Source organism: Dietzia alimentaria 72, from assembly GCF_000226215.1.
Classification (GTDB): Bacteria; Actinomycetota; Actinomycetes; order Mycobacteriales; family Mycobacteriaceae; genus Dietzia; species Dietzia alimentaria.
Genome location: NZ_AGFF01000025.1, coordinates 72,990 through 94,912, shown reverse-complemented (window position 1 = coordinate 94,912; position 21,923 = coordinate 72,990). Strand labels below are relative to the sequence as shown.

The 21,923-nt window shown below is 67.1% G+C and carries 21 protein-coding genes; 10 read left to right on the top strand and 11 right to left on the bottom strand.

What is annotated here, in order from left to right:
• Nucleotides 1-192: 192 nt before the first annotated feature.
• Complete coding sequence (locus ON04_RS13845; RefSeq protein WP_010542229.1) at nucleotides 193-1,458, top strand: TerC family protein; 1,266 nt, start codon at nucleotides 193-195, stop codon at nucleotides 1,456-1,458.
• A 399-nt stretch (nucleotides 1,459-1,857) separates the two neighbouring features.
• Nucleotides 1,858-3,132, top strand: a complete 1,275-nt coding sequence (locus ON04_RS13840; RefSeq protein ID WP_010542228.1) for a pyridoxal phosphate-dependent aminotransferase — start codon at nucleotides 1,858-1,860, stop codon at nucleotides 3,130-3,132.
• An 85-nt stretch (nucleotides 3,133-3,217) separates the two neighbouring features.
• Here the strand turns inward: ON04_RS13840 and ON04_RS13835 are convergent, their stop codons facing one another.
• The 4 genes from ON04_RS13835 to ON04_RS13820 all read right to left on the bottom strand — a co-directional run bounded on the left by ON04_RS13835 (nucleotide 3,218) and on the right by ON04_RS13820 (nucleotide 7,090).
• Nucleotides 3,218-4,369: an alpha/beta hydrolase gene (locus ON04_RS13835; protein ID WP_010542227.1), complete on the bottom strand. Its 1,152-nt coding sequence runs from the start codon at nucleotides 4,367-4,369 to the stop codon at nucleotides 3,218-3,220.
• 84 nt (nucleotides 4,370-4,453) lie between these two features.
• Complete coding sequence (locus ON04_RS13830) at nucleotides 4,454-4,948, bottom strand: glutathione peroxidase (RefSeq protein WP_010542226.1); 495 nt, start codon at nucleotides 4,946-4,948, stop codon at nucleotides 4,454-4,456.
• A gap of 307 nt (nucleotides 4,949-5,255) precedes the next feature.
• A complete protein-coding gene (locus ON04_RS13825) occupies nucleotides 5,256-6,611 on the bottom strand; it encodes an MFS transporter (protein WP_029458476.1) in 1,356 nt (451 codons plus the stop codon).
• Nucleotides 6,612-6,799: 188 nt separating this feature from the next.
• Nucleotides 6,800-7,090 carry a transglycosylase family protein gene (locus ON04_RS13820; RefSeq protein ID WP_420795352.1) on the bottom strand — a complete coding sequence of 97 codons (291 nt, stop codon included), beginning with the start codon at nucleotides 7,088-7,090 and terminating at the stop codon, nucleotides 6,800-6,802.
• A gap of 313 nt (nucleotides 7,091-7,403) precedes the next feature.
• On the opposite strand from ON04_RS13820, the gene ON04_RS13815 reads away from it, so the two are divergent.
• Nucleotides 7,404-7,613 (top strand): hypervirulence associated TUDOR domain-containing protein, encoded by a 210-nt coding sequence (locus ON04_RS13815; RefSeq protein WP_010542223.1) that lies wholly within the window; start codon nucleotides 7,404-7,406, stop codon nucleotides 7,611-7,613.
• Between the two features lie 43 nt (nucleotides 7,614-7,656).
• Here the strand turns inward: ON04_RS13815 and ON04_RS13810 are convergent, their stop codons facing one another.
• Nucleotides 7,657-8,121, bottom strand: coding sequence for an SRPBCC family protein (locus ON04_RS13810; protein WP_010542222.1), 465 nt, complete (start codon nucleotides 8,119-8,121; stop codon nucleotides 7,657-7,659).
• Nucleotides 8,122-8,256: 135 nt separating this feature from the next.
• Here ON04_RS13810 and ON04_RS13805 point away from each other — a divergent pair, with 135 nt between their 5' ends.
• On the top strand, nucleotides 8,257-9,000 hold the full coding sequence (locus ON04_RS13805; protein ID WP_010542221.1) for a dienelactone hydrolase family protein: 744 nt from the start codon (nucleotides 8,257-8,259) through the stop codon (nucleotides 8,998-9,000).
• On the opposite strand, the gene ON04_RS13800 is transcribed toward ON04_RS13805, so the two are convergent.
• Both ON04_RS13800 and ON04_RS13795 read right to left on the bottom strand, forming a co-directional pair.
• A complete protein-coding gene (locus ON04_RS13800) occupies nucleotides 8,991-9,830 on the bottom strand; it encodes an SDR family NAD(P)-dependent oxidoreductase (protein ID WP_010542220.1) in 840 nt (279 codons plus the stop codon). The two genes, ON04_RS13805 and ON04_RS13800, sit on opposite strands and share 10 nt — an antisense overlap.
• Nucleotides 9,831-9,833: 3 nt before the next feature.
• Nucleotides 9,834-11,396: a flavin-containing monooxygenase gene (locus tag ON04_RS13795; protein ID WP_010542219.1), complete on the bottom strand. Its 1,563-nt coding sequence runs from the start codon at nucleotides 11,394-11,396 to the stop codon at nucleotides 9,834-9,836.
• A 91-nt stretch (nucleotides 11,397-11,487) separates the two neighbouring features.
• Between ON04_RS13795 and ON04_RS13790 the strand changes: the two genes are divergently transcribed.
• Nucleotides 11,488-12,513 (top strand): AraC family transcriptional regulator, encoded by a 1,026-nt coding sequence (locus ON04_RS13790; protein WP_010542218.1) that lies wholly within the window; start codon nucleotides 11,488-11,490, stop codon nucleotides 12,511-12,513.
• A gap of 155 nt (nucleotides 12,514-12,668) precedes the next feature.
• On the top strand, nucleotides 12,669-13,412 hold the full coding sequence (locus tag ON04_RS13785; RefSeq protein WP_010542217.1) for a tryptophan-rich sensory protein: 744 nt from the start codon (nucleotides 12,669-12,671) through the stop codon (nucleotides 13,410-13,412).
• A gap of 39 nt (nucleotides 13,413-13,451) precedes the next feature.
• Here ON04_RS13785 and ON04_RS13780 read toward each other — a convergent pair whose 3' ends face one another.
• Nucleotides 13,452-14,906, bottom strand: coding sequence for a protein adenylyltransferase SelO (locus tag ON04_RS13780; RefSeq protein ID WP_029458474.1), 1,455 nt, complete (start codon nucleotides 14,904-14,906; stop codon nucleotides 13,452-13,454).
• Nucleotides 14,907-15,017: 111 nt separating this feature from the next.
• Here ON04_RS13780 and ON04_RS13775 point away from each other — a divergent pair, with 111 nt between their 5' ends.
• A complete protein-coding gene (locus ON04_RS13775) occupies nucleotides 15,018-17,192 on the top strand; it encodes a bifunctional lysylphosphatidylglycerol flippase/synthetase MprF (RefSeq protein ID WP_010542215.1) in 2,175 nt (724 codons plus the stop codon).
• Nucleotides 17,193-17,439: 247 nt separating this feature from the next.
• On the opposite strand, the gene ON04_RS13770 is transcribed toward ON04_RS13775, so the two are convergent.
• Nucleotides 17,440-18,111 (bottom strand): potassium channel family protein, encoded by a 672-nt coding sequence (locus ON04_RS13770; protein ID WP_010542213.1) that lies wholly within the window; start codon nucleotides 18,109-18,111, stop codon nucleotides 17,440-17,442.
• A 153-nt stretch (nucleotides 18,112-18,264) separates the two neighbouring features.
• On the opposite strand from ON04_RS13770, the gene ON04_RS13765 reads away from it, so the two are divergent.
• Complete coding sequence (locus tag ON04_RS13765; RefSeq protein WP_010542212.1) at nucleotides 18,265-19,731, top strand: sodium/glutamate symporter; 1,467 nt, start codon at nucleotides 18,265-18,267, stop codon at nucleotides 19,729-19,731.
• A complete protein-coding gene (locus ON04_RS13760) occupies nucleotides 19,715-20,161 on the top strand; it encodes a nuclear transport factor 2 family protein (protein WP_010542211.1) in 447 nt (148 codons plus the stop codon). Before ON04_RS13765 ends, ON04_RS13760 begins: the two co-directional genes overlap by 17 nt.
• Nucleotides 20,162-20,204: 43 nt before the next feature.
• Here the strand turns inward: ON04_RS13760 and ON04_RS13755 are convergent, their stop codons facing one another.
• Nucleotides 20,205-20,699: a nucleoside deaminase gene (locus ON04_RS13755; RefSeq protein ID WP_029458472.1), complete on the bottom strand. Its 495-nt coding sequence runs from the start codon at nucleotides 20,697-20,699 to the stop codon at nucleotides 20,205-20,207.
• Between the two features lie 72 nt (nucleotides 20,700-20,771).
• Entirely contained in the window at nucleotides 20,772-20,945 is a 174-nt protein-coding gene (locus tag ON04_RS16780) for a hypothetical protein (protein ID WP_158217845.1), read from the bottom strand.
• Between the two features lie 14 nt (nucleotides 20,946-20,959).
• On the opposite strand from ON04_RS16780, the gene ON04_RS13750 reads away from it, so the two are divergent.
• Entirely contained in the window at nucleotides 20,960-21,865 is a 906-nt protein-coding gene (locus tag ON04_RS13750; protein WP_010542209.1) for an NAD(P)H-binding protein, read from the top strand.
• The last annotated feature ends 58 nt before the right edge of the window (nucleotides 21,866-21,923 follow it).

Here is a 21,923-nt window from a genome sequence, read left to right as displayed (position 1 = left end):
TCTGCGCGTCGGTGTAGCATTCACCCGCAGTGGGGGAGTATCCAACACGCTGTGGACGTCAGCACGCGGGTCCGAAGACCGGACCGGCCGGGCACAGCGGCTCATTCCGACGGCGACAGGCCCGAATGAGCGGAGAGACTCACGGGGCATCGTCGTCCCACGCCGTCTCTCACGAAAGGACCCCTCCCGTCCATGGAGATCACTCCGCTACTTTGGGGCATCACGATCGCGGTGATCGTGGGCCTACTCGCCTTTGACTACTTCTTCCACGTCCGCAAGGCGCACCTCCCGACCATCCGCGAGGCCGCGGTCTGGTCCGGGATCTACATCGGCATCGCCCTGCTGTTCGGCCTTATGTTCTTCGCCTTCGGCGACACCTCGCACGCCGTGGAGTACTACGCCGGCTACATCACCGAGAAGGCGTTGAGTGTCGACAACCTCTTCGTGTTCCTGGTGATCATGGCGTCGTTCAAGGTGCCACGCGAGTTCCAGCAGAAGGTCCTGCTGTTCGGCATCACGTTCGCCCTGGTCTCGCGCACCGTCTTCATCCTCCTGGGCGCGGCGATCATCGAGGCCTGGTCCGACGTCTTCTACCTGTTCGGAATCGCCCTCCTGCTCATCGCCGGCCAGCAGCTGCGCGGCGAGATGACCGGCGACAAGGACGGCAAGGACGACGCCGACAACATCATGATCCGGCTGGCCAAGAAGGTCCTGCCGGCCTCCGAGCACTACAACGGCGACAAGCTGTTCACCCGCGAGAACGGCAAGCGGCTACTCACCCCGATGCTGCTGGTCATGGTGGCTATCGGCGCCACGGATATCCTCTTCGCGTTCGACTCGATCCCGGCGATCTTCGGTCTGACCCAGGAGCCGTACATCGTCTTCACCGCCACCGCGTTCTCGCTGATGGGCCTGCGTCAGCTGTACTTCCTCATCGACGGCCTACTCGACCGACTGGTGTACCTCTCCTACGGCCTGTCCGCGGTGCTCGGGTTCATCGGCGTGAAGCTGGTGCTGCATGCGCTGAACGAGAACAACCTGCCGTTCATCAACGACGGCGAGAACGTCCCCGTGGCGGAGATACCCACCACGATCTCGCTGCTGGTGATCGTGGTGATCCTGGCCATCACCGTGGTGGTCTCGCTCAACAGCCGCAAGGGCAAGGCTCTGCGCGCGCTGCAGAACGCCGAGCGTTACGCCTACCGCTACTCCCGCCTCGCCGAGGCCGACGACGTAACCGACACCGACCGCCAGCAGGCCGAGCAACTCATGGACACCTGGACCCGCAAGGCCGAGGCCGTGGCGCAGAAGTACCGCGACGATCTACTCGATCACAAGGACAAGTACTCCGAGATCATCCGTACCGCCCACGAGACCCGGCTGGCCTCCGCGCGGGCCGAGGGGCGCGAAGTGGGCGAGTCCGAGAAGATCGTGGAGCAGCACGGCCCCACCGTCTGATCCCGCCTCGCTCGCCGTCAGGCGTGCAGGTGTTGCCAGCGAACCCGCCATAGGCTTCCCGCGGCGGGTTCGTTGCTCGGCCCCCAGGCGACGGCTTCGTCGCTGCCCACGCGGCGGGGTCGCCCCCGGGAGCTGGCAGCGAGTTTTGTCGTCGTCACTGCGAAGAATGAGTCAGATTTTCGCAGTGACCACGTCAAAATTTCGGGCCGCGCCCGTGCCCACCACCGCGCCCTGACCCGCCGCAATCCTGCGGCCGCCGCTGGCCCCCGCCGCTGACCCGCCGCCGCTGCTCCGCCGCCCCACGAGCGCTGCCCCCTCACCTCGAGACCCCTAAGTGGTCTCATCGTTTTGCCGGAAGTGGACCTTCCATCCACGCCACTTAGGCGGTGGAATAGCGGCATGTTGAGCCCAGTCCAGCCGCACACCACGCCCACCTACCGCCAGTCCCGGCGCCTCCGCGACGTCCGCTACGACGTGCGCGGCCCGATTCTCACCGAGGCGATGCGGCTGGAGGCCGAGGGGCACGACATTCTGCGGCTGAACCTGGGCAACATGCGCCCCTTCGACCTGGAAGCGCGCCCGGAGATCGTGGATGCCGTAGCCCGCGGGCTCGACGATGCCCAGGCCTACTCGGACTCGCGCGGGATCCGCGTGGCCCGCGAAGCGGTGGCTGAGCACTATCACCGCTGCGGAATCGATCAGATCTCGGCAGAGGACGTCTTCTTAGGCAACGGCGTCAGCGAACTCATCACACTCGTCCTGCAGGCGTTGGTGAACCCGGGCGACGAGATCCTGGTCCCCGCGCCCGACTACCCGACCTGGACCGGAGCCGTGAACCTCACCGGCGGCGTTCCCGTGCATTACCTGGCGGATGAGGAGAACGACTGGAATCCGTCGCTCGAGGACATCGAGTCCAAGGTGACCCCACAGACCACCGCGCTCGTGCTGATCAACCCCAATAATCCAACGGGTGCGGTGTACAGCGAAGAGATCGTCCGCGGGATAGCCGACATCGCTCGCCGACACGGACTCGTACTGCTGAGCGACGAGATCTACGAAGAGCTGATCTTCGGCGACGCCCAGCATCATCACGCAGCGCTCGCTGCCGGCGACGACGTCCTGTGTCTGACCTTCGGGGGCTTGTCCAAGGCGTACCGGGTGTGCGGTTACCGGGCGGGGTGGGTGGCTGCGACGGGTCCGCTGGACCGTGCGGCTGACCTGCTCGAGGGCATAACGCTGCTGTCTAACATGCGCGTGTGCCCCAACCTGCCCGGTCAGTACGCGATCCCCGTGGCGCTCGCGGCCGGCACCCCGGGTTCCGCGCTCCCCGCCGATGTCGTGGACCCGGGTGGCCGCCTGGAGTCGCAGCTCGCGCGGGCAGCGGAGGCGCTCAACGCAATCCCCGGGGTGAGCTGCGTGCCCCCGCGTGGTGCGCTGTATTGCTTCCCACGGATCGACAGAGCGATGTTCGGGATTGACGACGACGAGGAGTTCGTTCTCGACCTGCTGCGATCTGAGCATGTTCTCGTCACCCACGGGACGGGTTTCAATTGGCCCGAGCCGGACCATTTCCGGATCGTCTGCCTGCCGGAGGCAGGCGTGCTGGACCGGGCGATCGCATCGATCGGTGACTACCTGGCCCGTCGCAGGCTCAACCACGCTCACGCGTCCTGACCGGCCTGCGCCATCGACGGGCACAATCGCAGGATTGGCCGGTGGCCCGGGCCGATGATGCGGGCCGGGCCACCGTGCTGCGCGGTCAGCCCGCGAGTGCCGGTTTAATGTAGTCCCAACCGGCATCGAAGTTTTTCATGAAGTTGACCCAGTTGTGTAGCCCGGTATCGGAGTAATCGACCCGGTGGTCTATACCCTTGGCCTCGAGAGCCTTCTCGAACGCCGTGGTTCCTTCGAGCACACCCCGCTCGAGAACGAGCCCGGCCGCTACGCCTTCGAGATCGCCACCGTAGGCGGCGAGGTCATCCGGCCCGACCACTCCGTTGCCCGCGGAGAAATAGACCCGGGCATCGGCGAGGTTCTGGACGTGCGAAATCGTGTCGTGGGCTCGCCAAGCCGCAGCGCCATGCGTGCCCCACAAGTTCTCGATCGCCCCTCCGCGGGTCTCCACGGTGAGTCGAATCGTCTGGTAGCCCAGCTGGTCCATCGTCGAGTAGTAGCCGGAGAAGGACATGACCGCGTCGTAGAGCTCCGGGTACGTGGCCGCCAGGTGCATGGCCGCCTGCCCGCCCATCGAGATGCCGCCCACCGCAGCCTTGTCGGTCACGTCGAGCCGTGAGGAGACGATCGCAGGGAGTTCCTTAGTGAGGAAGGTCTCCCACTTGTTGTTGCCGAGGACCGGGTCCTCGTTCTCCCAGTCCGCGAAGTAGGAGGCGTAGGCACCCGTGGGGGTCACCACGTGCACGTTCTCGTCGGCCATGCGGTCGGCGATTTTGCCCATCGAACTCCAGCCGGACGGGTTCTCGGGCGAGTCGACGCCGTCGAGCATGTAGAGAACCGGCGCCTCGTCTCCCAGACGCGATGGCACGACCTCAACGAGGACCTCACGCTTCATCGCCTGGGACTGAACCAGCCAGTACTGGTAATCGCCAGCCGTTCTCTCGATCCTCAGGAACTTCGACTCGGTGATGGTCTCGTCAACAGGGCGAGGTGTTCCGACGGGAGAGGACGAGCCCGCGTCCATGGGGAAGTCAGCGGATCCGACAGATCCCAGGACGTCGGCGGTCGAACCCACGGGTACGGAGCCGATCGCTGCAATGGCTGAGCCGGCGCCCTGCTCCCCCAGGCTGGAGGGATCGATGCCCTGGGCCAATGCTGGACTTGCTGAACCGATTGTCAGGGCGACGGCGAGCGTGCCGGCTGTGGTGGCTGCGAAGCGACGGAAGGGGAGGGACATCAATCTCCAATGGGACTATCGACGACTAGATCGACTTACCTTAATCTCCCCTGAGTTCACGACGTAACGGAGCTGCATTCGCCCTCAGCCCCGCAGCGCCTCTTCGACGGCGTCGCGCAAGTCCTCGGGCCTACGGTTCGGCCCAAAGCGGCCCACCACCGTGCCGTCTCGTCCAATAAGGAACTTGGTGAAGTTCCACTTGATCCGCCCACCCAACAGGCCCGACTTCTCGGTCTTGAGCCACTGGTACAGCGGATGTGCTCCCGAGCCGTTGACCTCGATCTTCGAGAACAGGGGGAAGTCCACTCCGAAGTTTCGCTCGCAGAACGCGCCGATCTCCTCGTCCGTGCCGGGCTCCTGGTGCGCGAACTGGTCGCACGGGAATCCCAGTACGACCAGACCCTGATCGCGATAATCTTCGTACCGCTTCTGCAGGCCCGTGTACTGCGGGGTGAACCCACACTTGCTCGCGGTGTTGACCACCAGGACGACCTGCCCCGCGTAGTCGGACAAATCCTTCGGAGTTCCGTCCAGCAGGTTCGCTTCGAAATCCGTGAGGGTGGTCTGGTTGTTTGGCATGTGGGCTCCTCGTCGTAGGTGTTGTTGTCGTCGAAGTCGTGGGCGTGGTTTCCCGGCTTGCCGCGTTACCCGCCATTGTCGCCGTTTCCGCCGCTGGCCGCCGCCACAGCCCGCCGCCACAGCCCGCCGCCACAACCCGCCGCCACAACCCGCCGCCAAGAGGAAAACGCCTGCATCGACCGAGTGGATCTGCACAAATTCCTCTTGGCGGCGGATGGTGAGCGCGGGCGCGGCGGAATTGCAGATGGAGAGGCGCGCTTGGCAGGCGCCGCGGGATGTTCGGGGCAGGCGCCGCGGGGCGTGCGGATCAGGCGCCGCGGGAGACCTCGGGCATCGAGAGGGCCGAGAACGCGCCGATCAGCCCCAGGATGGCGAGGAACACCAGGGCCCAGGGCACGCCGAATACCGCGAGCGCGGAGCTCACCCCGCCCACAGCCAGGAGGATGAGACCCATGGTCGTGTTGCCCACTGCGACATACATCGTGCGGGTGTCACCCTCGGCCACATCCACGACGTAGGTCTTCCGGCCGACACGCACCCCCGAATGCAGCAGCGTCAGCAAGAAGTACGACCCCACGAATACGGCGGAACCCGCCACGGAACCGCCGTCGAAGTCTGGGACCGCCAGCACCACCACGACCAGAGCCACAGCCACGACGGAGGCCGCCGACGCGGCTCGCGCCATGAGCAACCGACTCGACTTGTCCGCCATCCGGCCAAAGATCCGCCCACCGATCAACGACGCCACACCCGACGCCAGGACGAAACCACCCAACCCGGTGAGCGCCCCGGTGCCGGCAGCCACGGACATCGACACGATGAACGGCGGACTCAGCGACGAGACGAGAAGCAGTCCTCGGACGGAGATGAATTTCCGAAACGTCGGGTCGTCGCGAAACAGCTGGACGGCGTCCGACCACCACGAGGGTGAGGAATCGTCGGACCCGGTTTGCGCGTCGTCTCCCGATTCTGACGCTGCAGGGACTTCCCCGGCCGGCTCTCTCACCTGTGCATACACGGCGGCGGAGATCGTCCACAGGACCGCGCCCGCAGCCAAAAGGATGGCGAGTTGGGCCTTGTCCAGGTTGCCCCCACCCACCACACGGATCGCCAGGCCCAACGTGATGGCGACCAGTCCCGCGGCAGAGGTGGCGAGCCCGATGATCTGCCCACGCTCGCCGGACGGAATGGTGCGACCCTGAACGTCTTTGGACGCGATCGAGCACAGGCATCTGCCCAGCGAGAACACCGTCAGCGCCACCAGGATCCCTACCCCGGCAGCCGTTCCGTAACCCAGCGCCGCGATTGCCGCCATCACTGCCACCGACACAGCCTGCACAGCCGCGCCGGCGACAAACACCCACTTCCGACGCCGGACCCGCACGATCAGCGGGGTGAGGAACGCCTGCGGGAGCATCGATCCCGACTCTCGGATCGGCACCAGCAGGCCGACCAGCGCCGCCGGCACGCCGAGGACGTTGAAGATCCAGGGCAGCACCGTGGATGCGCTCATCGTCTGGTCACCCGACGACTGCAGGGTGTTGGCAGCGACGAGCTTCATGCCGTTGCGCGGAACCTCCCGGCTGACGGATTCGGGCAGGTTGACGTCTGCGGGATCGACCCGCGTGACGAGAGCGGAGTAGAGGCGGTCGGCGGCGGTCACGTTCAGGACAGTAGTTGCCCCATCGGACACATTCTGAATAAACCTCCCCTAAACACGGAATCCGCTACCCGTCCTCGGAAATCGCTACGCCAGAGGGAGTAACGACTGCGAGGTCGAAGTAGCGGATTTCGGGACCCATGCGCGTGGAACGCGCGTCAGCTATCTGGCGCGCGCGGGCGCCGGACCGGTCAGCCCAGCGGGCCGCCGCAGTTCGGCCAGGCGCCTGCGCCCTGGCCCGCGAGTACCTTCTCGCCGATCTCGATCTGCTGCTGCTTGGTGGCCTGGTCGGCGGTGGGCGCGTACTGGTCGCCGCCGTAGCCGCTCCACGTCTGGGCCGCGAACTGCAGACCACCGTAATAGCCGTTGCCGGTGTTGATGTTCCAGTTCCCACCGGACTCACACTGGGCGACCTGATCCCACGCCGACACCGGGGCAGCGTTCGCCGCGGGCACCGCCAATGAGGCACCGCCAGCAGCCATTCCTCCTGCCAGGATTGCGCCGGTCAGGGTTCGGACGATCTTCTTCTGCATCCCTCGTGACCTCCTGTAGGTCTCGTGTCGTGCTTTCAGTCGTTCATCGGTCAGCGGCCGACATTACGATCACACCGGCGGGTGGGCGCAAGGGTCGATCCGCCCTGAACCGGTCGCGAGGGCGATCCAAAAGATCAGAAAGTGACGACGACGACGAGTTCCGCCGCAGGTCACGGCTGCAATCTCTGACTCGGGGCACCGGGCTGCTACCCGGCTATGACATCCCCCACATCAAGCGCGCGAGAGGTGGATACTGGGTCTCATGAGCAAGTTCGCAGTGGGTGACCACGTTGAGTGGAACTCGGAGGCCGGGATGGTCAGCGGAGTGATCCGGGCCGTTCACACCAAGAATTTCGAATTCAAGGGGCGCACTCGACATTGCAGTCCCGAGGACCCGCAGTACGAGATCGACAGTGACAAGACCGATCACGTGGCCGTGCACAAGGGGACCGCCTTGAAGAAGGTCCGCTGACTCCGGACCCGCGGCGGCGTGACGGCGCGGCCGGGTGGCGGGGTCAGCCGGCGACGGCCGCCGCGAGGTTCGACAGCGATTCGTCTAGCTCCTTCTCGGACACCAACGGGAACGAGACCTTCTTGAGGATCTCCTTGTCGGTGACCTTGGACCAGTCGTAGGTGTGGCGGACCAGCGTGGAGTCCGGACCCTGCGGCTCGAGTTCCCAGACCCATTGCCAGCCGGGGGGCTGCGTGCCGGAAGGGGCTGTCTCCCAGGCGAGCAGCTTGTCCGCCGCGAAGCCGGTGACGTGGTTCTCGGTGCGGTACTCGCCGCCCATATGCTCGCCCTCCATGTCCATGGCGAACACGTCGCCGACCTGTTGGATCCGGTCGGACTTGAAGTCGCCGCGGACGAAGCCGGAGCCGTCCAGGCGGGCGTGATTCTCCGGATTGGACAGGAACTGGAAGATTTCGGCCGCCGAGTGGTCGATCACGCGCTCGACGGTGATGTTCGTGGTTTCGCTCATGACTCCACCGTGCCCGCTGCGGCCGCGTCCCGCATCCGGTCGCGCGGCTGCGGGCAGAACCGAGCAGCGGCTGACACCGCGGCGGGCGCCGGAGGAGGGGTTGCCTGGCCGGGTGGCGCCGGGTAGGCACGTGTCATGGGATCGACACTGGACATCACCACCGACGACGGCGTGGCCGAGGCCTACCTCACAGGAGAAGGACCCGGGGTCCTGTTTTTCATGGATGCGATCGGATTGCGTCCGCGGATCGAGGAGATGGCCGACCGGATTGCGAGCTGGGGCTACACGGTCCTGGCGCCGAACGTCTTCTACCGGCTCGGCACCGCCCGCGAACTGCGCCCCACCATGGACCTGACCGTGCCGGAGAACCGGAAGGCCTACGGGCCGGTGATCATGCCGCGGGTGCAGGGCTACACCCCTGACCAGTCCGATCCCGACACCACACGGTGGCTGGACGTCCTCGCCGAGCACGCCACCGGCGGGTCGGTCGGGGTGACCGGTTACTGCATGGGCGCCCGGCTGGCGATCCGCGCGGCCGCCCTGCGGCCCGAGCAGGTGCGCGCGGTAGCCGGATTCCATGGCGCCGCGCTGGTCGATGACACCAACCGCAGCCCCCACCTGCTCCTACCGCGCTGCCGGGCGGAGTTCGCTTTCGGGCACGCTGATGCCGACCCCGCCAACGACGCCGACGCGATCGACGAGTTGGGCCGGGCACTCGAGGCTGCCGGTCTGACCGCGGTGAACGAGACCTACCCGGACGCCCCGCACGGCTTCTCTATGTCAGATACCGCGTCCTACCAGGAAGAAGGCGCCGAGCGGATGTTCCACACACTGGAGGGCCTACTCGGCCGCACAGTCCGGGACAACGCTCAGGGCTGAGTTCCGCGGGCCGTGACGCGTCCGATCGTGCGGGTGCCCGCGAGGTAGGGAATTCGGGAGAAACGCTTTGAGTACCAGGCGAAGGTCGCAAAGGCGTCGGGCGTGATCACCAGGCGGCGCGTCTCGATACCTTTCATCGACCGATGGGCGATGGTCTCCGATGTCAGCCGCGTCAGCGATAGCAGCTTGCGCGCCATCTCATCTGACTGCGCGTCCTCGCCGGACAGCGAATCCGCCAGCCCTGATCTGAAGAACTGTGGGCAGATCACCGACGTGGACACCCCGCGCGGCCGGAGTTCGGCGTCGAGGGTCTCCCCCAGCGCGACGGCCGCCGCCTTGGTGGCGTTGTAGGCGCTCATCTGCGGTGCGTGCACCAGCCCGGCGGCCGAGGCGGTGATGACGATTCTCCCGCCGCGGGGAATCCGGGACGCGAAGGTTCGACAGCCGCGCACCACACCGAGCAGATTGATGTCGACGATCCGCTGCCACGACTCGATGGCGGTGATCTCGATCGGCCCGCCCACCGCGATGCCCGCGTTGTTGACCAGTACGTCCAGCCGGTCGATTTCTGCCGCGGCCATTGTCCAATCCGCGTCCGAGGTCACGTCGAGCGTCCGGTACGTCCATTGCCCGGCCAACGACTGAACCTCGGTGGGGGCGTCAGCATGAACGTCGGTGAGGACCACCTCGTCCCCCAGCGCCAGGAACTCACGCGCCAGCGCCAACCCCAACCCGGACGCCGCCCCGGTGATGAGGACGCGACGAGCACCGGCTGCGGCGGGCGCCGCCCCGGACCGGTGCGCGTGCGTGCGGGAGGAAAAACGAGCCATGGGTCAGGCCACCTTGTCGTCGTCGAGTGTGTTGTTCTTCCCACCAGCTACTTCGGCGGTGAGTAGGACTCCAGACAACGCCGCCTCGTCCCCGAACGCCATGCCCCTGCGTTGGTCACCGAATGCCAGCTCCGGGATCTCCACGAGATAATTCTGCACGTATCGCCACGGGCGAGCGTCGCCCTGTTTAGGGAACAGGTGACCGTCGCGCTGGATGTAGCCGGCGTCGAAGTCCAGTAGGAGCCGGTCGGCGGGCTCACCGGTCACCCGCGGTGCGTACACACGCTCGCCGCTCTTCCAGAGCTTGACCATGTATCTCGACACCATGTCTGCCCTCAGCGTCCAGGAGGAGTTGATGTAGCCCACCGTGAAGCTGAAGTTGGGCAGGCCGGCGAGCATCATTCCGCGGTAGGTGGTCTGGGCCGGGACGTGGAGCTTGTGCCCATCGATGCTGAGTGTTCCACCACCGAACGCCTGCAATTTCAGACCGGTAGCAGTGACAACGACATCGGCCGGGATCTCCTCTCCATTCGTGAGACGGATTCCGGTCTCCGTGAACTCGTCGATGTAGCCCGTGACGACCCTCGCGCCGCGCTGCAGGGAGCGGAAGATGTCCCCGTCAGGTGCCTTGCAGACGCGCTGATCCCAGGGCCGGTAGTCGGGTGTGAAGTGCTGATCGATCATCTCCGCTGAGATGAAGCGACGCTGCATCGCGCGCAGTCTCAGCTTGAACAACCACGGCGCGCGTTGAGCGATCACGAACTGCATCATGTCCCTCGCACCGTGATTGAACCGCGCCATGCGGTACGCGAGAGGCCCGGGCAGAAGTTTCTTCCACACCGCGCTGATGATGTCCTTCTCCGGCAGGGGGCCGATGTAGCTGGGTGTCCGTTGCAGCATAGTGACCTGCGCACCCCGCTTCTCCAGCGCCGGCAGCATGGTCACGGCTGTCGCACCCGAGCCGATCACCACGAATTTTCGACCCACGTAGTCCATGCCCTCGGGCCACTGTTGTGGGTGAATGATCTCGCCGCGGAAGTCGGCCTCGCCCGGGAATTCGGGCCGGTGCCCCTCGTCATGCTGGTAGTACCCGGATCCGTAGTGGACGCGGCGGGCCCAGACGATGCGCTCGGCCGGTTCGACGCGGCCTCCGCCGCCCAGGTGACACGTGATGCGATACATCTGTAGCGCACTGATCCAGTCCGCGTCCGAGACCCACGAGTTCAGATGTAGCCGCTCGAGCGCGCCGCAGTCGCGAGCGGTGTCGCGAAGGTACTCCTTGATGTCTGCCCCACCACCGAGTGTCGAGCCATGGGGCCAGGGGCGGAACGGGAAACCGAAGGTGGCCATGTCCGAGTCGGAACGGATGCCCGGGTAGCGGAACGTGTGCCACGTGCCGCCCAGATCATCGTGCGCATCGTGGATCTCCCATTCCCATGCGGGCAATTCGCATGCGACATGGTGAGCCAGGTCGATACCCGACAGTCCAGCCCCGACGATCAGCAGGTCCAGCGGTGTTTCAGGGGTTTCACCGGGCCACTTTGCGCGATCGGTGGAAGTAGTCATGACCGGAACCGTAGTCCGCCGGCGCCGATCGAGGTTTGTCTAATGCGCCAACAAGTTGAGATTTTGCGCCATATAACGGAGTGTCCCGCGCATGGCGTTTATCCGATCATCGGGCCTGCGCGGGGTGCGACACGTGGTGACCGAGTTGGGCGGCGACCCCCACGACCTCGCCCGCCGTGCCGGTCTCCCGCCCGGCGCCCTCGACACCGACGAGAAGCTGGTCGAGGACCTGTCCATAGCCCTGCTCCTCGAGACCGCCGCCGTCGAACTGCGGTGCCCCGACTTCGGCCTGCGCGTCGCCTGCCACCAGGACCTGGACATGCTCGGCCCGGTCGCCGTCGCCGTCCGTAACGCGCGCACCACCACCCAGGCGCTGGAAATGACCTCCCGCTACCTGTTCTTCCACTCCCGCTCGATAGAGATCACCGTGACGGAGGACCCGAGGTATGACGACGACGTGTTGGCCGTCCGCTTCGGCTACCGCGATCCGGAACAGGTGATACCGCCGCAATCCGTCGATTTGGTCCTCCTCTTCCTGCACCGCGCCATGCAGAGCGTGCTGGAAGCCAACTACGGACTCATCTCGGTCGAACTGCCCAATCCTCTGAGCACCCACCCCGAAACCTACGAACGTCTCTTCGGGGCGCCTGTCACGCCCATGACCTCCGCCGCGGCCCTGCGCGTACCGGCAGCATTGCTGGGCCGCTCCATCCCAGGCGGCGACCACGCAGTGCAGCAACTCGCGCTGCGTTACCTAGACCAGCACGTTCCTGCCGAGCGTCTCAGCGTCGCAGACCAGACGCGGGCAGTGGTACACCAGTCGATGGCCACCGGGACATCATCGCTGGCGGAGGTGGCCGGACTACTTGCGGTGTCGCCGCGGACCCTCCAGCGTGCGCTTTTCAAGGAAGGCACGAGCTTCGTCGCGATCCGGGATGACGTCCGCCGCGAGATCGCTACCCGCTTGCTCACCACAACCGAGGTCCCGCTCTATCAAATCGCCTCCGCTCTGGCTCTGGGCGACCACACCACATTCAGTCATTACGCGCGCCGCTGGTGGGGGATGACAGCGAGCGAGCTCAGAAACGGACGCAAGGACGGAAGGGTGAAGACTTGACCCGGGCCGATAGATCGACCGGGTGTCGAGGTGGTCACCTCTCATCCGGAGTGGTTGCGCTCGCGGCGAACCGCAGTACGGTCGGCGGGATGAGCCGGACACTTCAGCAACAGACCCCGGCGGCCGCGCATGCCGTAGAGCCTGCGGGCTGGGCGATGCCGGTCCTGACCCTTCTCGGCGTGACCGCCGCGATCATCGGTGCGTTCGTCGGCAGTGGCGCCCTCGGCGGAACACCCATCGCGGAGGCCGCAGGAGGGGCGCTGTCCGCGGACGCCACCCCGGTGGCGCCGGCCGGGGCTGCGTTCAGCATCTGGAGCGTCATCTACCTGGGCCTGCTCGCATATGCGTTGTGGCAACTCACGCCCACTGCACGAGGCTCGTCCCGTCAGCGGACGCTGCGCCCCTGGGCGCTCGCGTCGGTGCTGCTCAACGCGGCATGGATCTGGGCCATCCAACTGGACGCGGTGGCCGTGTCGGTCTCAGTGATCGTGGTGCTGCTCGCCGTCCTGATCAGGGCGATGTTCGTCCTGGGCGCCCCACGGGCCGGTGGCGTGATCGAACTGACGGTGGTCGACGGCACGTTCGGGCTCTACCTGGGATGGGTGACGGTCGCGACGCTGGCCAACGCGTACGCCTGGCTGGTCGCGAGCGGCGTCGAGGTGGTCAGCACCATCGCGGCCGGGATCGTCGGCGTCATCGCGGCGATGGTCGTCGGCATCGCCACGGCGCTGCTCAGTCGTGGGCGTGTCGCCCCGGCGGTGGCCACCTCGTGGGGCCTGGCGTGGATCGCGGTCGGGCGGACCGAGGGCGCGTTCGCGTCGCCCGCTCTGGCCTGGACGGCGGCGATCGGAACTCTCGCGGTCCTGTTGGTCGCACTCCTCAACGTACTGCGCACCTGACCCCCGGCCTGAGCACCGCCCGCCCCACCGCGCCCACTGCTACGTGCCGCAGTAGGTGACGTGCGGCGCGGCTTCGGGCGGCGCGGGACGTGCGTAGCGCTCGTAGCCCGGCCGCTCGGTGTAGGGGTCGGTGACGACGACGAGGAGTTCGGCGAACGGGCCCAGGTCCCCTGCCGTGGCCGCGTCCAGCGCCTCTTCCACCAGGAAATTGCGCGGGATGTAGACGGGATTGACGCGGCCCATCAACTCCCGGTCCGGGCCGAGGGCTCGCCAACGCGCTAGCCAGTCATCGGCGAGGTTGCCCACCAGGTCGCGTACCGGGGCGGGGTCGCCGGCAGCGGCCTTACCGAGCGCGCGGAAGAAGCTGGTGAAGTCAGCTCGCGAGGCGCTGAGCAGTCGCGAGACCTCGTCGATCAGCTCTGTCGCGGTCTCATCCGACACCTCGGCGCCCAGTCCGAGCTTGTCGCGCATCCCGGCGGTCCAGGCGCGCTGGTATTCGGCGGGAAAGGTGCCCAGCAGATCGGTGAGAAGTCGGACCGACTCGTCCTGGTCGGCGTCAACAAGCGGGATGAGCGTCTCGGCGAAGCGGGCGAGGTTCCACTGCAGGATCGGTGGCTGGTTTGCGTAGGCGTAACGGCCACCGGTGTCGATGGAGCTGAACACGGTGGCCGGATCGAAATCCTCCATGAACGCACACGGCCCGTAGTCGATCGTCTCGCCGGAGATCGTGGTGTTATCCGTGTTCATGACGCCGTGGATGAACCCGATGAGCATCCAGTCCGCCACCAACGCCGCCTGGGCGCGGAGAACGGAGGCGAACAGCTCCAGGTAGGGGTTCTGCGAGTCCCGCGCGTCCGGGTAATGCCGGGCGATCGCGTGGTCGGCCAGCCGGCGCAGGAGCTCGTCGTCGTCGGCGGATCGTGCCAACTGGAACGTCCCCACCCTCAGGTGACTCGCGGCCACGCGGGCGAGCACAGCGCCGGGCAGCGGCTGCTCGCGATGCACGGTATTGCCGGTCGCGGTGACCGCCAGCGACCGAGTGGTGGGCACGCCGAGCGCGTGCATCGCCTCGCTGATCACGTACTCGCGCAACATCGGCCCCACCGCGGCCAGTCCGTCGCCCCCGCGGGCGAACGGGGTGCGCCCCGAGCCCTTGAGGTGCAGGTCGCGGCCGTCGGCCAGTTCACCCATCAGCAGGGCCCGCCCGTCCCCCAACCTCGGCGAATACCCGCCGAACTGGTGGCCGGCGTAGGCCTGCGCGACCGGCTCGGCGCCGTCAGGGACGTGGTTGCCGGTCAGTAGCCGCACGCCCTCCTCTCCGCGCAGGTAGTCCGGGTCCAGCCCGAGTTCAGCGGCGAGGTCCTCGTTGAGCGCGAGCAGTCGCGGCTCGGTGACCTCCGCTGCCTTCCACGACAGCACCAGCTCTGGCAGTTCGGTGGCGTAGCGGGTGCCGAGCAACGGCCCCTGATGCCCTGGACGCGCAGTGGTGCTCATGCCCCCGACGATACGGATCCCGGCAGCCCTGCCCCACAACCGGAGAAAGAGCGACACGCTCACCTCGGTGGTCGCATAATTGGCGCATCCCTCGCGCCCCCTGGAGGCACTGTGAGCACCGACCAGATCGTCGAGCAATCGGACGAACCCGCGTCGCCGGCGACTCCGGCCGATCCCGGTCGCACACTGGTCTCGGCCACGCGACGGCTACCCGTGACCGCCACGGTGGTCTCAGCGCTGCTGGTCACCGGCATCGTGTTCAGTGCTCTCTGGCGGGGTGCTCATCACGCGCCGTGGTTCGACTCCGTCGCCTACGGCCTGCCCGCTCTGCAGAACGGCAAATGGTGGGCCGTCCTGAGCGGCCCCTGGTTCGGTCTGACGCCCCTGCAGCACGCATCACTGATCGTGCTGGTCGCGGTGGGTTTCGGGGTGGGTGAGTGGCGACTCGGCTCCCTGCGCACCGCACTCGTCGGGCTGGGCGGCCAGGTGCTGGGCGTTATGGGGGCGGTGGCGGTGATCGTCTCCGGCGACGCGGTCGGCTGGGAATGGGCCACGGAACTCTCGGTGGTCCTGGATGTGGGGTGCTCGACCGCCGTGATCGCGGTCCTGGCCGCGACCACCGCGACACTGGTGTCACCGTGGCGACTGCGAGCTCGGGCGATCCTCTACGGCTACGTGATCGTCAGCTTCCTGTTTGTGGGCAGTCTGGCCGATCTGACACACCTCATCGCCTTTGCGGTGTTCCTGGTGGTCGGCGAGCGATTCCTATCGGGGACGGAGCGTGGGCTGGCGCCCCGCACGCGCCGGGAGACGCGTCTAGTCGTCTCCGCGGGAATGTGGTTCATCGCCGCCGTCCACGTGGTGGTGTACGTCGTGCCGTCCGACGGCCCCCTCGGTCCGACCGAAGCCGACGACGTGAGCCTGCTCAGCATGCTCCTGTCCGTCCTGATCGCTGCGGTGACAGCGGAATTGCTGCGCCGAGGATTCCGTGCCGCGTGGGGTGTGGCCCTGGTCTATGCACTCCTCACCGCGGTCGCCACCCTCGTCGTCACGACGCTCGTGATCGCGGCCGACTTCGAGTCCCTCGGTGCCGTCACCCTCGGAACCGGCCTGCTCTGGACCGGCGAGGCCGTCCTATTGGTGGTGGGCCGCAACGCATTCGGAGTGCGGTTCCGGCGCCGGGTGACGGGTTCGCGTGTGCACCCCGACGACGTGGTGGAGCGCGTCCGCGGCCTCATCCGACGTCACGGTGGGAGCACCATGTCGTGGATGATCACGTGGCAGCCGATGAACTACTTCTTCGCCGACGCGGCCTCGGCTCGCTCCGTGCCCGGCGAAGGCGTGGTGGGCTACCGCTCGCACGTGGGCACGATGATCGCGTTGGCCGATCCCGTTGCCGCACCCGCCGACCGCGACCGACTGCTCGGCGAGTTCGTGCACTTCGCGGAGACCCAGGGGGCGGTGCCGTGCCTGTTCTCGGTGTCCGGCGAGACGGCCGAGCACATGCGGGCACGCGGTTGGCGGGCGTTGCAGATCGCCGAGGACACCATCATTGACCTCCCCGACCTGGCCTTTGCCGGCAAGAAGTGGCAGAAGATCCGTACGGCAATGAACAAGGCCACCAAGAGCGGCACGGTCTACGTCTCGGGGCTACTGCGCGCACAGCCCGCCGGCGTCCTGGCACAGGTGCGAGAAATTTCCGAGCAGTGGGTGGGCGACAAGGAGTTGCCGGAGATGGGGTTCACGCTGGGCACGGTCGAGGAGGCACTCGACGACGACGTCCGCATCGCCCTCGCCGTGGACGCTGACGGCGTGGTGCAGGCGGCACTGTCGTGGCTGCCGATCTACCGCGGCGGCTCCGAGGGTGGCGTGCGCGGCTGGACGCTGGACGTGATGCGCAAGCGCAACGGCCCCGGCGCCAACAACATGATCGAGTTCCTCATCGCGTCCTCGGCTCTGGAGTTCAAGGACGAGGGCGCCGATTACGTCTCGTTGTCCGGGGCTCCGTTGGCCCGTAGTGGCAACCACAGCGACGACGTCGCAGTCCTCGACCGCGGGCTCGATTTGCTCGGTCAGGCGCTGGAGCCGTATTACGGGTTCCGGTCGCTGCACCAGTTCAAGTCCAAGTTCAACCCGAGGATCGAGCCCGTCTACCTCTGCTTCAGGGACGAGGCGGACCTGCCGCGGATCGGTGTGGCGATCGGCCGGGCCTACCTGCCGGGTGCGACTCCTCGCCAATTCGCCACGCTGGCACGCTCCGGCAACTCGGACACGATCGACGTCTGAGCCGCGTCCTCGGCGATCCCGCACGGCATCCGCACCCGCGCCTGCACTCGCGCCACCCGGCCTGCGATCCCCTGCCAGGGCATCCGCACCCGCGCCTGCACGCGCGCCACCCGGCCTGCGATCCCCTGACACAACCGCCACCGGCGATGAACTCCGGCACCCGCCGCGGTACGGGCGCGAGTTCATCGCGAGTCGCGGATGCTGGGCTGATGTAGCCGGGGCAGGGACGATCCCGCGGCTGGGCCTGTCAAGGGGCCTGGCCACCGCTCAGCTGCCTACGCAGAGCAGCGATCTCCTCGGACAATTCGGCCACCTGAGCCTTGGTCGCGGCGTGATGAGCACCGCTCTGCTCACCGACCCGGTCCGCGATCCACGACGCCAGGGTCGCCGTGACGACGCCCAGCAGTGCTATACCCGCGATCATCAGGCCCACTGCGATCGCCCGACCCACAGGGGTCACCGGTGAGAAATCGCCGTAGCCCACGGTCGTGACCGTCACCGCCGACCACCACAGTGCTTCGCCGTAGGAATCGATCGATGCCCCCGGCGCTCCGCGTTCAGCGTCGAGCATCGCGAGCGACGACACCACCAGCAGCACCGTCGTCCACCCGGCGGCGTAGATGGTCACCTGTCCACGCACCACAGTCCCCGCCGAGCGCTGGAGGAACCCGAGCAGCGTCACCAGTCGGAGCAGTCGTAGGGGCCGCAGCATGGGCAGCACGATCACCGCGACCTCGTACCAGTGGGCGACCAGCCACCGCAGACGGTTCTCCGCCAGAACGACGCGCACCACGAAGTCCAGGGCGAAGAGTAGCCACGTCCCCCACATCACGACATCAGTGACGATCCCGGCGGCACCGGTCGGCCGGACGAGCACGGTCATCGCGTAGGCCGCCAGGAATGCGACGGCCGCCGCCATGAGGGGCCACTCCGTCAGCTCTCTCCATCGCGGTTCGGTCACCGATCGATGATGCCGCAGAAGTGTCGGCCGATCGCACACGACGCGCGGCGCCGATCGCTAGGTTGCAGGAAAGACACCGAGACACGCCCCCTTTGGAACCGAGGTCGACCAATGTCTGCAGACTCCATCGGATTCGCACTTCTCATCCTCGGGTTGGCGCTGTTGATCGGAAAGATCATCCGCGTCCGGGTGGGGATAGTGCAGACCCTGTTCCTGCCCAGCTCGATCGTTGGCGGGACGCTGCTGCTCCTCCTCGGGCCTGAGGTCCTGGGCCGATTCTCCGGCCCGTGGGGCGAGAACGGTCTGTTCACCGATCAGATGGTCGACGTGTGGTCGGCGCTCCCAGGTCTTCTCATCAGCGTCATCTTTGCCACCATGTTCCTCGGACAGAAGCTGCCGAAGCCCTCACGAGCAGTAAAGCTCGTCGGCCCGCAGCTGTCCTTGGGGATGGCGATGGGATCGGGTCAGTACGTCGTGGGTCTGCTCCTCGCCGCGCTGATCCTGGTGCCGCTACTGGCCGCCTCTCCGATGACGGGCGCACTCATCGAGATCGGGTTCGAGGGCGGCCACGGCACCGCGGCCGGGATGCGGAGCGTGTTTGACGAGCTCGGCTTCTCGGTGGGTGCCGACCTCGCGGTCGGTATGGCGACGGTGGGAATCGTCGGTGGCATCGTCATCGGTATCGCGCTCATCAACTGGGGGGCCCGCACGGGCAAGACCGAGCTCATCAGCGGGAGCGCGTCGATGTCCATCAGTGAGCAGAAGGGCCTGTTCCGCAAGGACGAACACTACTCAGCGGGCACGATGACCTCCCGTCCCGCGTCGGTCGAGCCGCTGTCGCTGCACATGGCGCTCGTGACCGTGGCCATCCTCATCGGCCTGGTGATCCTTGAGGGACTGCGGTGGATCGAGCAGGCCACCTACGCGTCCGTGATGCTCGACGAGAACACCCCGCTGGAGATCTTTGCCTACGTGCCGCTGTTCCCCATAGCGCTGCTCGGCGGCGTGATAGTGCAGGTCATCGCCACTAAGTTCGGGGTCGCGCACGTGATCGACCCTCAGATCATGTTGCGGATCCAGGGCTGGGCGCTCGACTTCCTCATTGTCGCCGCGATCGGGACCCTCTCCCTCCAGGCGATTGGCCAGAACATCGGCGCGTTCACGATCCTGGCGGTGGCCGGCATCCTGGTGAACGTCGGGATCTTCCTGTTCCTGGCACCGCGGATCATCGGCCGCTTCTGGTTCGAGCGCGGCATCGGCGACTTCGGGCAATCCATGGGCGTCACCGCCACCGGCCTCATCCTCATGCGCATCGTCGACCCGGAAGCCGAGAGCCCCGCGTTTGAGGCGTTCGGGTACAAGCAACTCATCTTTGAGCCGTTCTTCGGTGGCGGCCTCGTCACCGCCATGGCCGTGCCGATCATCTTCCTCACCGGCATCTGGCCACTGTTCTTTGTCATGCTCGCCGTGTTCCTCGTCGCTGTGGGGTCGGGGCTCTTCTACTTCCGGCCCAGGGAGATGAAGGACAGACGCGAGTGGGAGCAGGAGCAGGAGCAGGAACATGAGCAGGCTGAGTGACAGGGTGATGATGGGCGACAGAGATCAGATCATCGAGCGGTTGGCCGATGTCGCCACCGCCCTGGACGCCCGTGAGTGGACCGCGCTCGGCCAGCTGTTCACCGAGTCCGCGACGGGATATGGGGCTACCGGCCGCGACGCGATCGTCGACAGGGTCAAGGCCCACCTCGGGGGCTGCGGTCCGTCGCAGCATCTACTGGGCAACCATCGCGTAGAACTCGACCTCGACGGCGACCCCGACTGCGCTCGGAGCCGGACATACGGAAGGGTCCTGCATCTGGGCGCCGACGACCTCGCCGGGCTGACATACGAGTGCTGCGGCGAGTACACCGACCTGTGGACGCGGGCGGGTGCGGGGTGGCAGATCAGTTCTCGGTGGTTCGAGGTGAGCTTCGACCTCGGTGACGCCCGGGTGCTCCGCCCCGGCTGAGTGCCTCAGCACCTGGGCGGGCCGGGCCCGGGTCGCGGCACAGTCAGCGTCGCACCGAACGCTCGTGCAACTCACGCACCTGCTCGGCGAGCTCGGGCACCGGCCCCGTGACAGGCACCCCCGGCGCCACCTCGGTGATGGACAGACCCGCCACCGGGGCGGGAGCCAGCCCGAACTCCGCCATCCAGGCGGAGTGCTGGGCACCACTGGTCGCAAACACGATGCGCCCCAGGCCGACGAGGGCGTGAGCGGCACTGCACATCGGGCAATGCTCACCCGAGGTGTACACGGTCGCCGTGGCACGCTCGTCCGGCGTGAGGTTTTCCGCGGCCCAGCGGGCGATCTCGAACTCGGGGTGCCTGGTCGCGTCGCCACCGGAGATCCTGTTGCGGTCCTCGAACCGGACCGTCCCGGCCGCATCGACCAGCAGCGACCCGAACGCCTCGTCCCCGGCCGCGACCGCCTCACCTGCCAACTCCACGCAGCGGCGCAGGTGGGCGAGGTCGTCGGCGCCGAGCGTGGGGGCTGCATCGGGTATGAGGTCTGCATCGGGTGCGGATTCGTCGTTCACGAGGACTCCTCAGTTGCGGCGTCGATGTCGGATTGCGTGTCAGCCGGTCTCTCGCAGAGCCGCCGTCACGTGGCCATTGTCCAGCAACGCCGGTCGCGTCGCGACGCCCGAGGCTGCACTATTGCAGAAGCAGCCGAGCGCGCGACCAGCCGAACCCGGCACCACCGTGAGAGAAGAGAAGACGCCATGGCCACCGTCGTCGTCGTCGAGCATGAACTAGTCGCCTCGTGACCGTCCTGGTCGTGGGGTCCGGCGGCTACCTCGGCTCCCGCCTGGTGCCCGCGCTGCTCGAGCGCGGCCACCACGTGCGGGCGGGCGTCACCAACCCCCGCCGGGCCGCGGTGCACCCCTGGTCCGACCGGGTCGAGACGGTGCGCTGCGACGTCCTGGACGAGGCCAGCCTCGCGGATGCTCTCGACGGGGTCGACGACGTGGTGTATCTGGTGCACCGGATGGGGGCCGGAACTGATTTCCGTCGAGAAGACGCGGTGGGCGCCGTCGCCATGCGCGAGGCCATGGCCGCCGCGGGCACGCGTCGCTGCGTTTACGTCTCCGGGCTGGCCCCGTCCGGAGACGACCACCTACCGATGTCCCGGCACATGGCGTCCCGCCTCGAGGTGGAGTCGTTACTCTCTGCCGGGTCCACCCCCGTGTTCACCCTGCGGGCCGGGGTGATCCTGGGGGCGGGCTCGACCAGTTTCGAGGTGCTGCGCACGCTCTGCGAGTTGTTGCCCATTCAGCCCGTTCCCCGCTGGATGCGCGACCGCAGGGTCGAGCCGGTCGCCGAACGAGACGTGGTGGCCGCGCTGTGCCACGCCCTGGACGGAGAGCCGCGCTCCGGCCACGGCGACCTGGGCTGCGGCGAGGCGCTGACCTACCCGGCGCTGCTCGCCCGCTATTCACGCATCGCCGGGTTGCCCACGGTGCGGATCCCGGTGCCCGGGGTCCCGTGGGACCTCGTCGCCGCCGGTCTCTCGCCGCTCGTGGGTCAGAACGGCGCGACGGTCGGCGCGCTCATCGAGAGTCTGCAGCACGACATGGTGGTCGAGGAGTCCGCGGACGGACTGCTGCCCCGGGGCTGGGAGATGACGGGGATTGACGAGTCGATCCGCGCGGCCCTGGATGCGGCGTAGCGTCACCGGTTTAGGTAACCTCGATCACACCTGACACCCGTCAATCCGTAGAGGGCTC

What these genes read in the sequence shown, in the direction of transcription:
- ON04_RS13760 (WP_010542211.1), top strand. Translation starts at nt 19,715, where the DNA reads ATGAGCAGGCTGAGTGACAGGGTGATGATGGGCGACAGAGATCAGATC.
- ON04_RS13830 (WP_010542226.1), bottom strand. Translation starts at nt 4,948, where the DNA reads ATGCCAAACAACCAGACCACCCTCACGGATTTCGAAGCGAACCTGCTG.
- ON04_RS13780 (WP_029458474.1), bottom strand. Translation starts at nt 14,906, where the DNA reads ATGAGCACCACTGCGCGTCCAGGGCATCAGGGGCCGTTGCTCGGCACC.
- ON04_RS13815 (WP_010542223.1), top strand. Translation starts at nt 7,404, where the DNA reads ATGAGCAAGTTCGCAGTGGGTGACCACGTTGAGTGGAACTCGGAGGCC.
- ON04_RS13785 (WP_010542217.1), top strand. Translation starts at nt 12,669, where the DNA reads ATGCCGGTCCTGACCCTTCTCGGCGTGACCGCCGCGATCATCGGTGCG.
- ON04_RS16780 (WP_158217845.1), bottom strand. Translation starts at nt 20,945, where the DNA reads ATGCTCGACGACGACGACGGTGGCCATGGCGTCTTCTCTTCTCTCACG.
- ON04_RS13790 (WP_010542218.1), top strand. Translation starts at nt 11,488, where the DNA reads ATGGCGTTTATCCGATCATCGGGCCTGCGCGGGGTGCGACACGTGGTG.
- ON04_RS13765 (WP_010542212.1), top strand. Translation starts at nt 18,265, where the DNA reads ATGTCTGCAGACTCCATCGGATTCGCACTTCTCATCCTCGGGTTGGCG.
- ON04_RS13795 (WP_010542219.1), bottom strand. Translation starts at nt 11,396, where the DNA reads ATGACTACTTCCACCGATCGCGCAAAGTGGCCCGGTGAAACCCCTGAA.
- ON04_RS13840 (WP_010542228.1), top strand. Translation starts at nt 1,858, where the DNA reads ATGTTGAGCCCAGTCCAGCCGCACACCACGCCCACCTACCGCCAGTCC.
- ON04_RS13835 (WP_010542227.1), bottom strand. Translation starts at nt 4,369, where the DNA reads ATGTCCCTCCCCTTCCGTCGCTTCGCAGCCACCACAGCCGGCACGCTC.
- ON04_RS13805 (WP_010542221.1), top strand. Translation starts at nt 8,257, where the DNA reads ATGGGATCGACACTGGACATCACCACCGACGACGGCGTGGCCGAGGCC.
- ON04_RS13820 (WP_420795352.1), bottom strand. Translation starts at nt 7,090, where the DNA reads ATGGCTGCTGGCGGTGCCTCATTGGCGGTGCCCGCGGCGAACGCTGCC.
- ON04_RS13800 (WP_010542220.1), bottom strand. Translation starts at nt 9,830, where the DNA reads ATGGCTCGTTTTTCCTCCCGCACGCACGCGCACCGGTCCGGGGCGGCG.
- ON04_RS13770 (WP_010542213.1), bottom strand. Translation starts at nt 18,111, where the DNA reads ATGGCGGCGGCCGTCGCATTCCTGGCGGCCTACGCGATGACCGTGCTC.
- ON04_RS13810 (WP_010542222.1), bottom strand. Translation starts at nt 8,121, where the DNA reads ATGAGCGAAACCACGAACATCACCGTCGAGCGCGTGATCGACCACTCG.
- ON04_RS13845 (WP_010542229.1), top strand. Translation starts at nt 193, where the DNA reads ATGGAGATCACTCCGCTACTTTGGGGCATCACGATCGCGGTGATCGTG.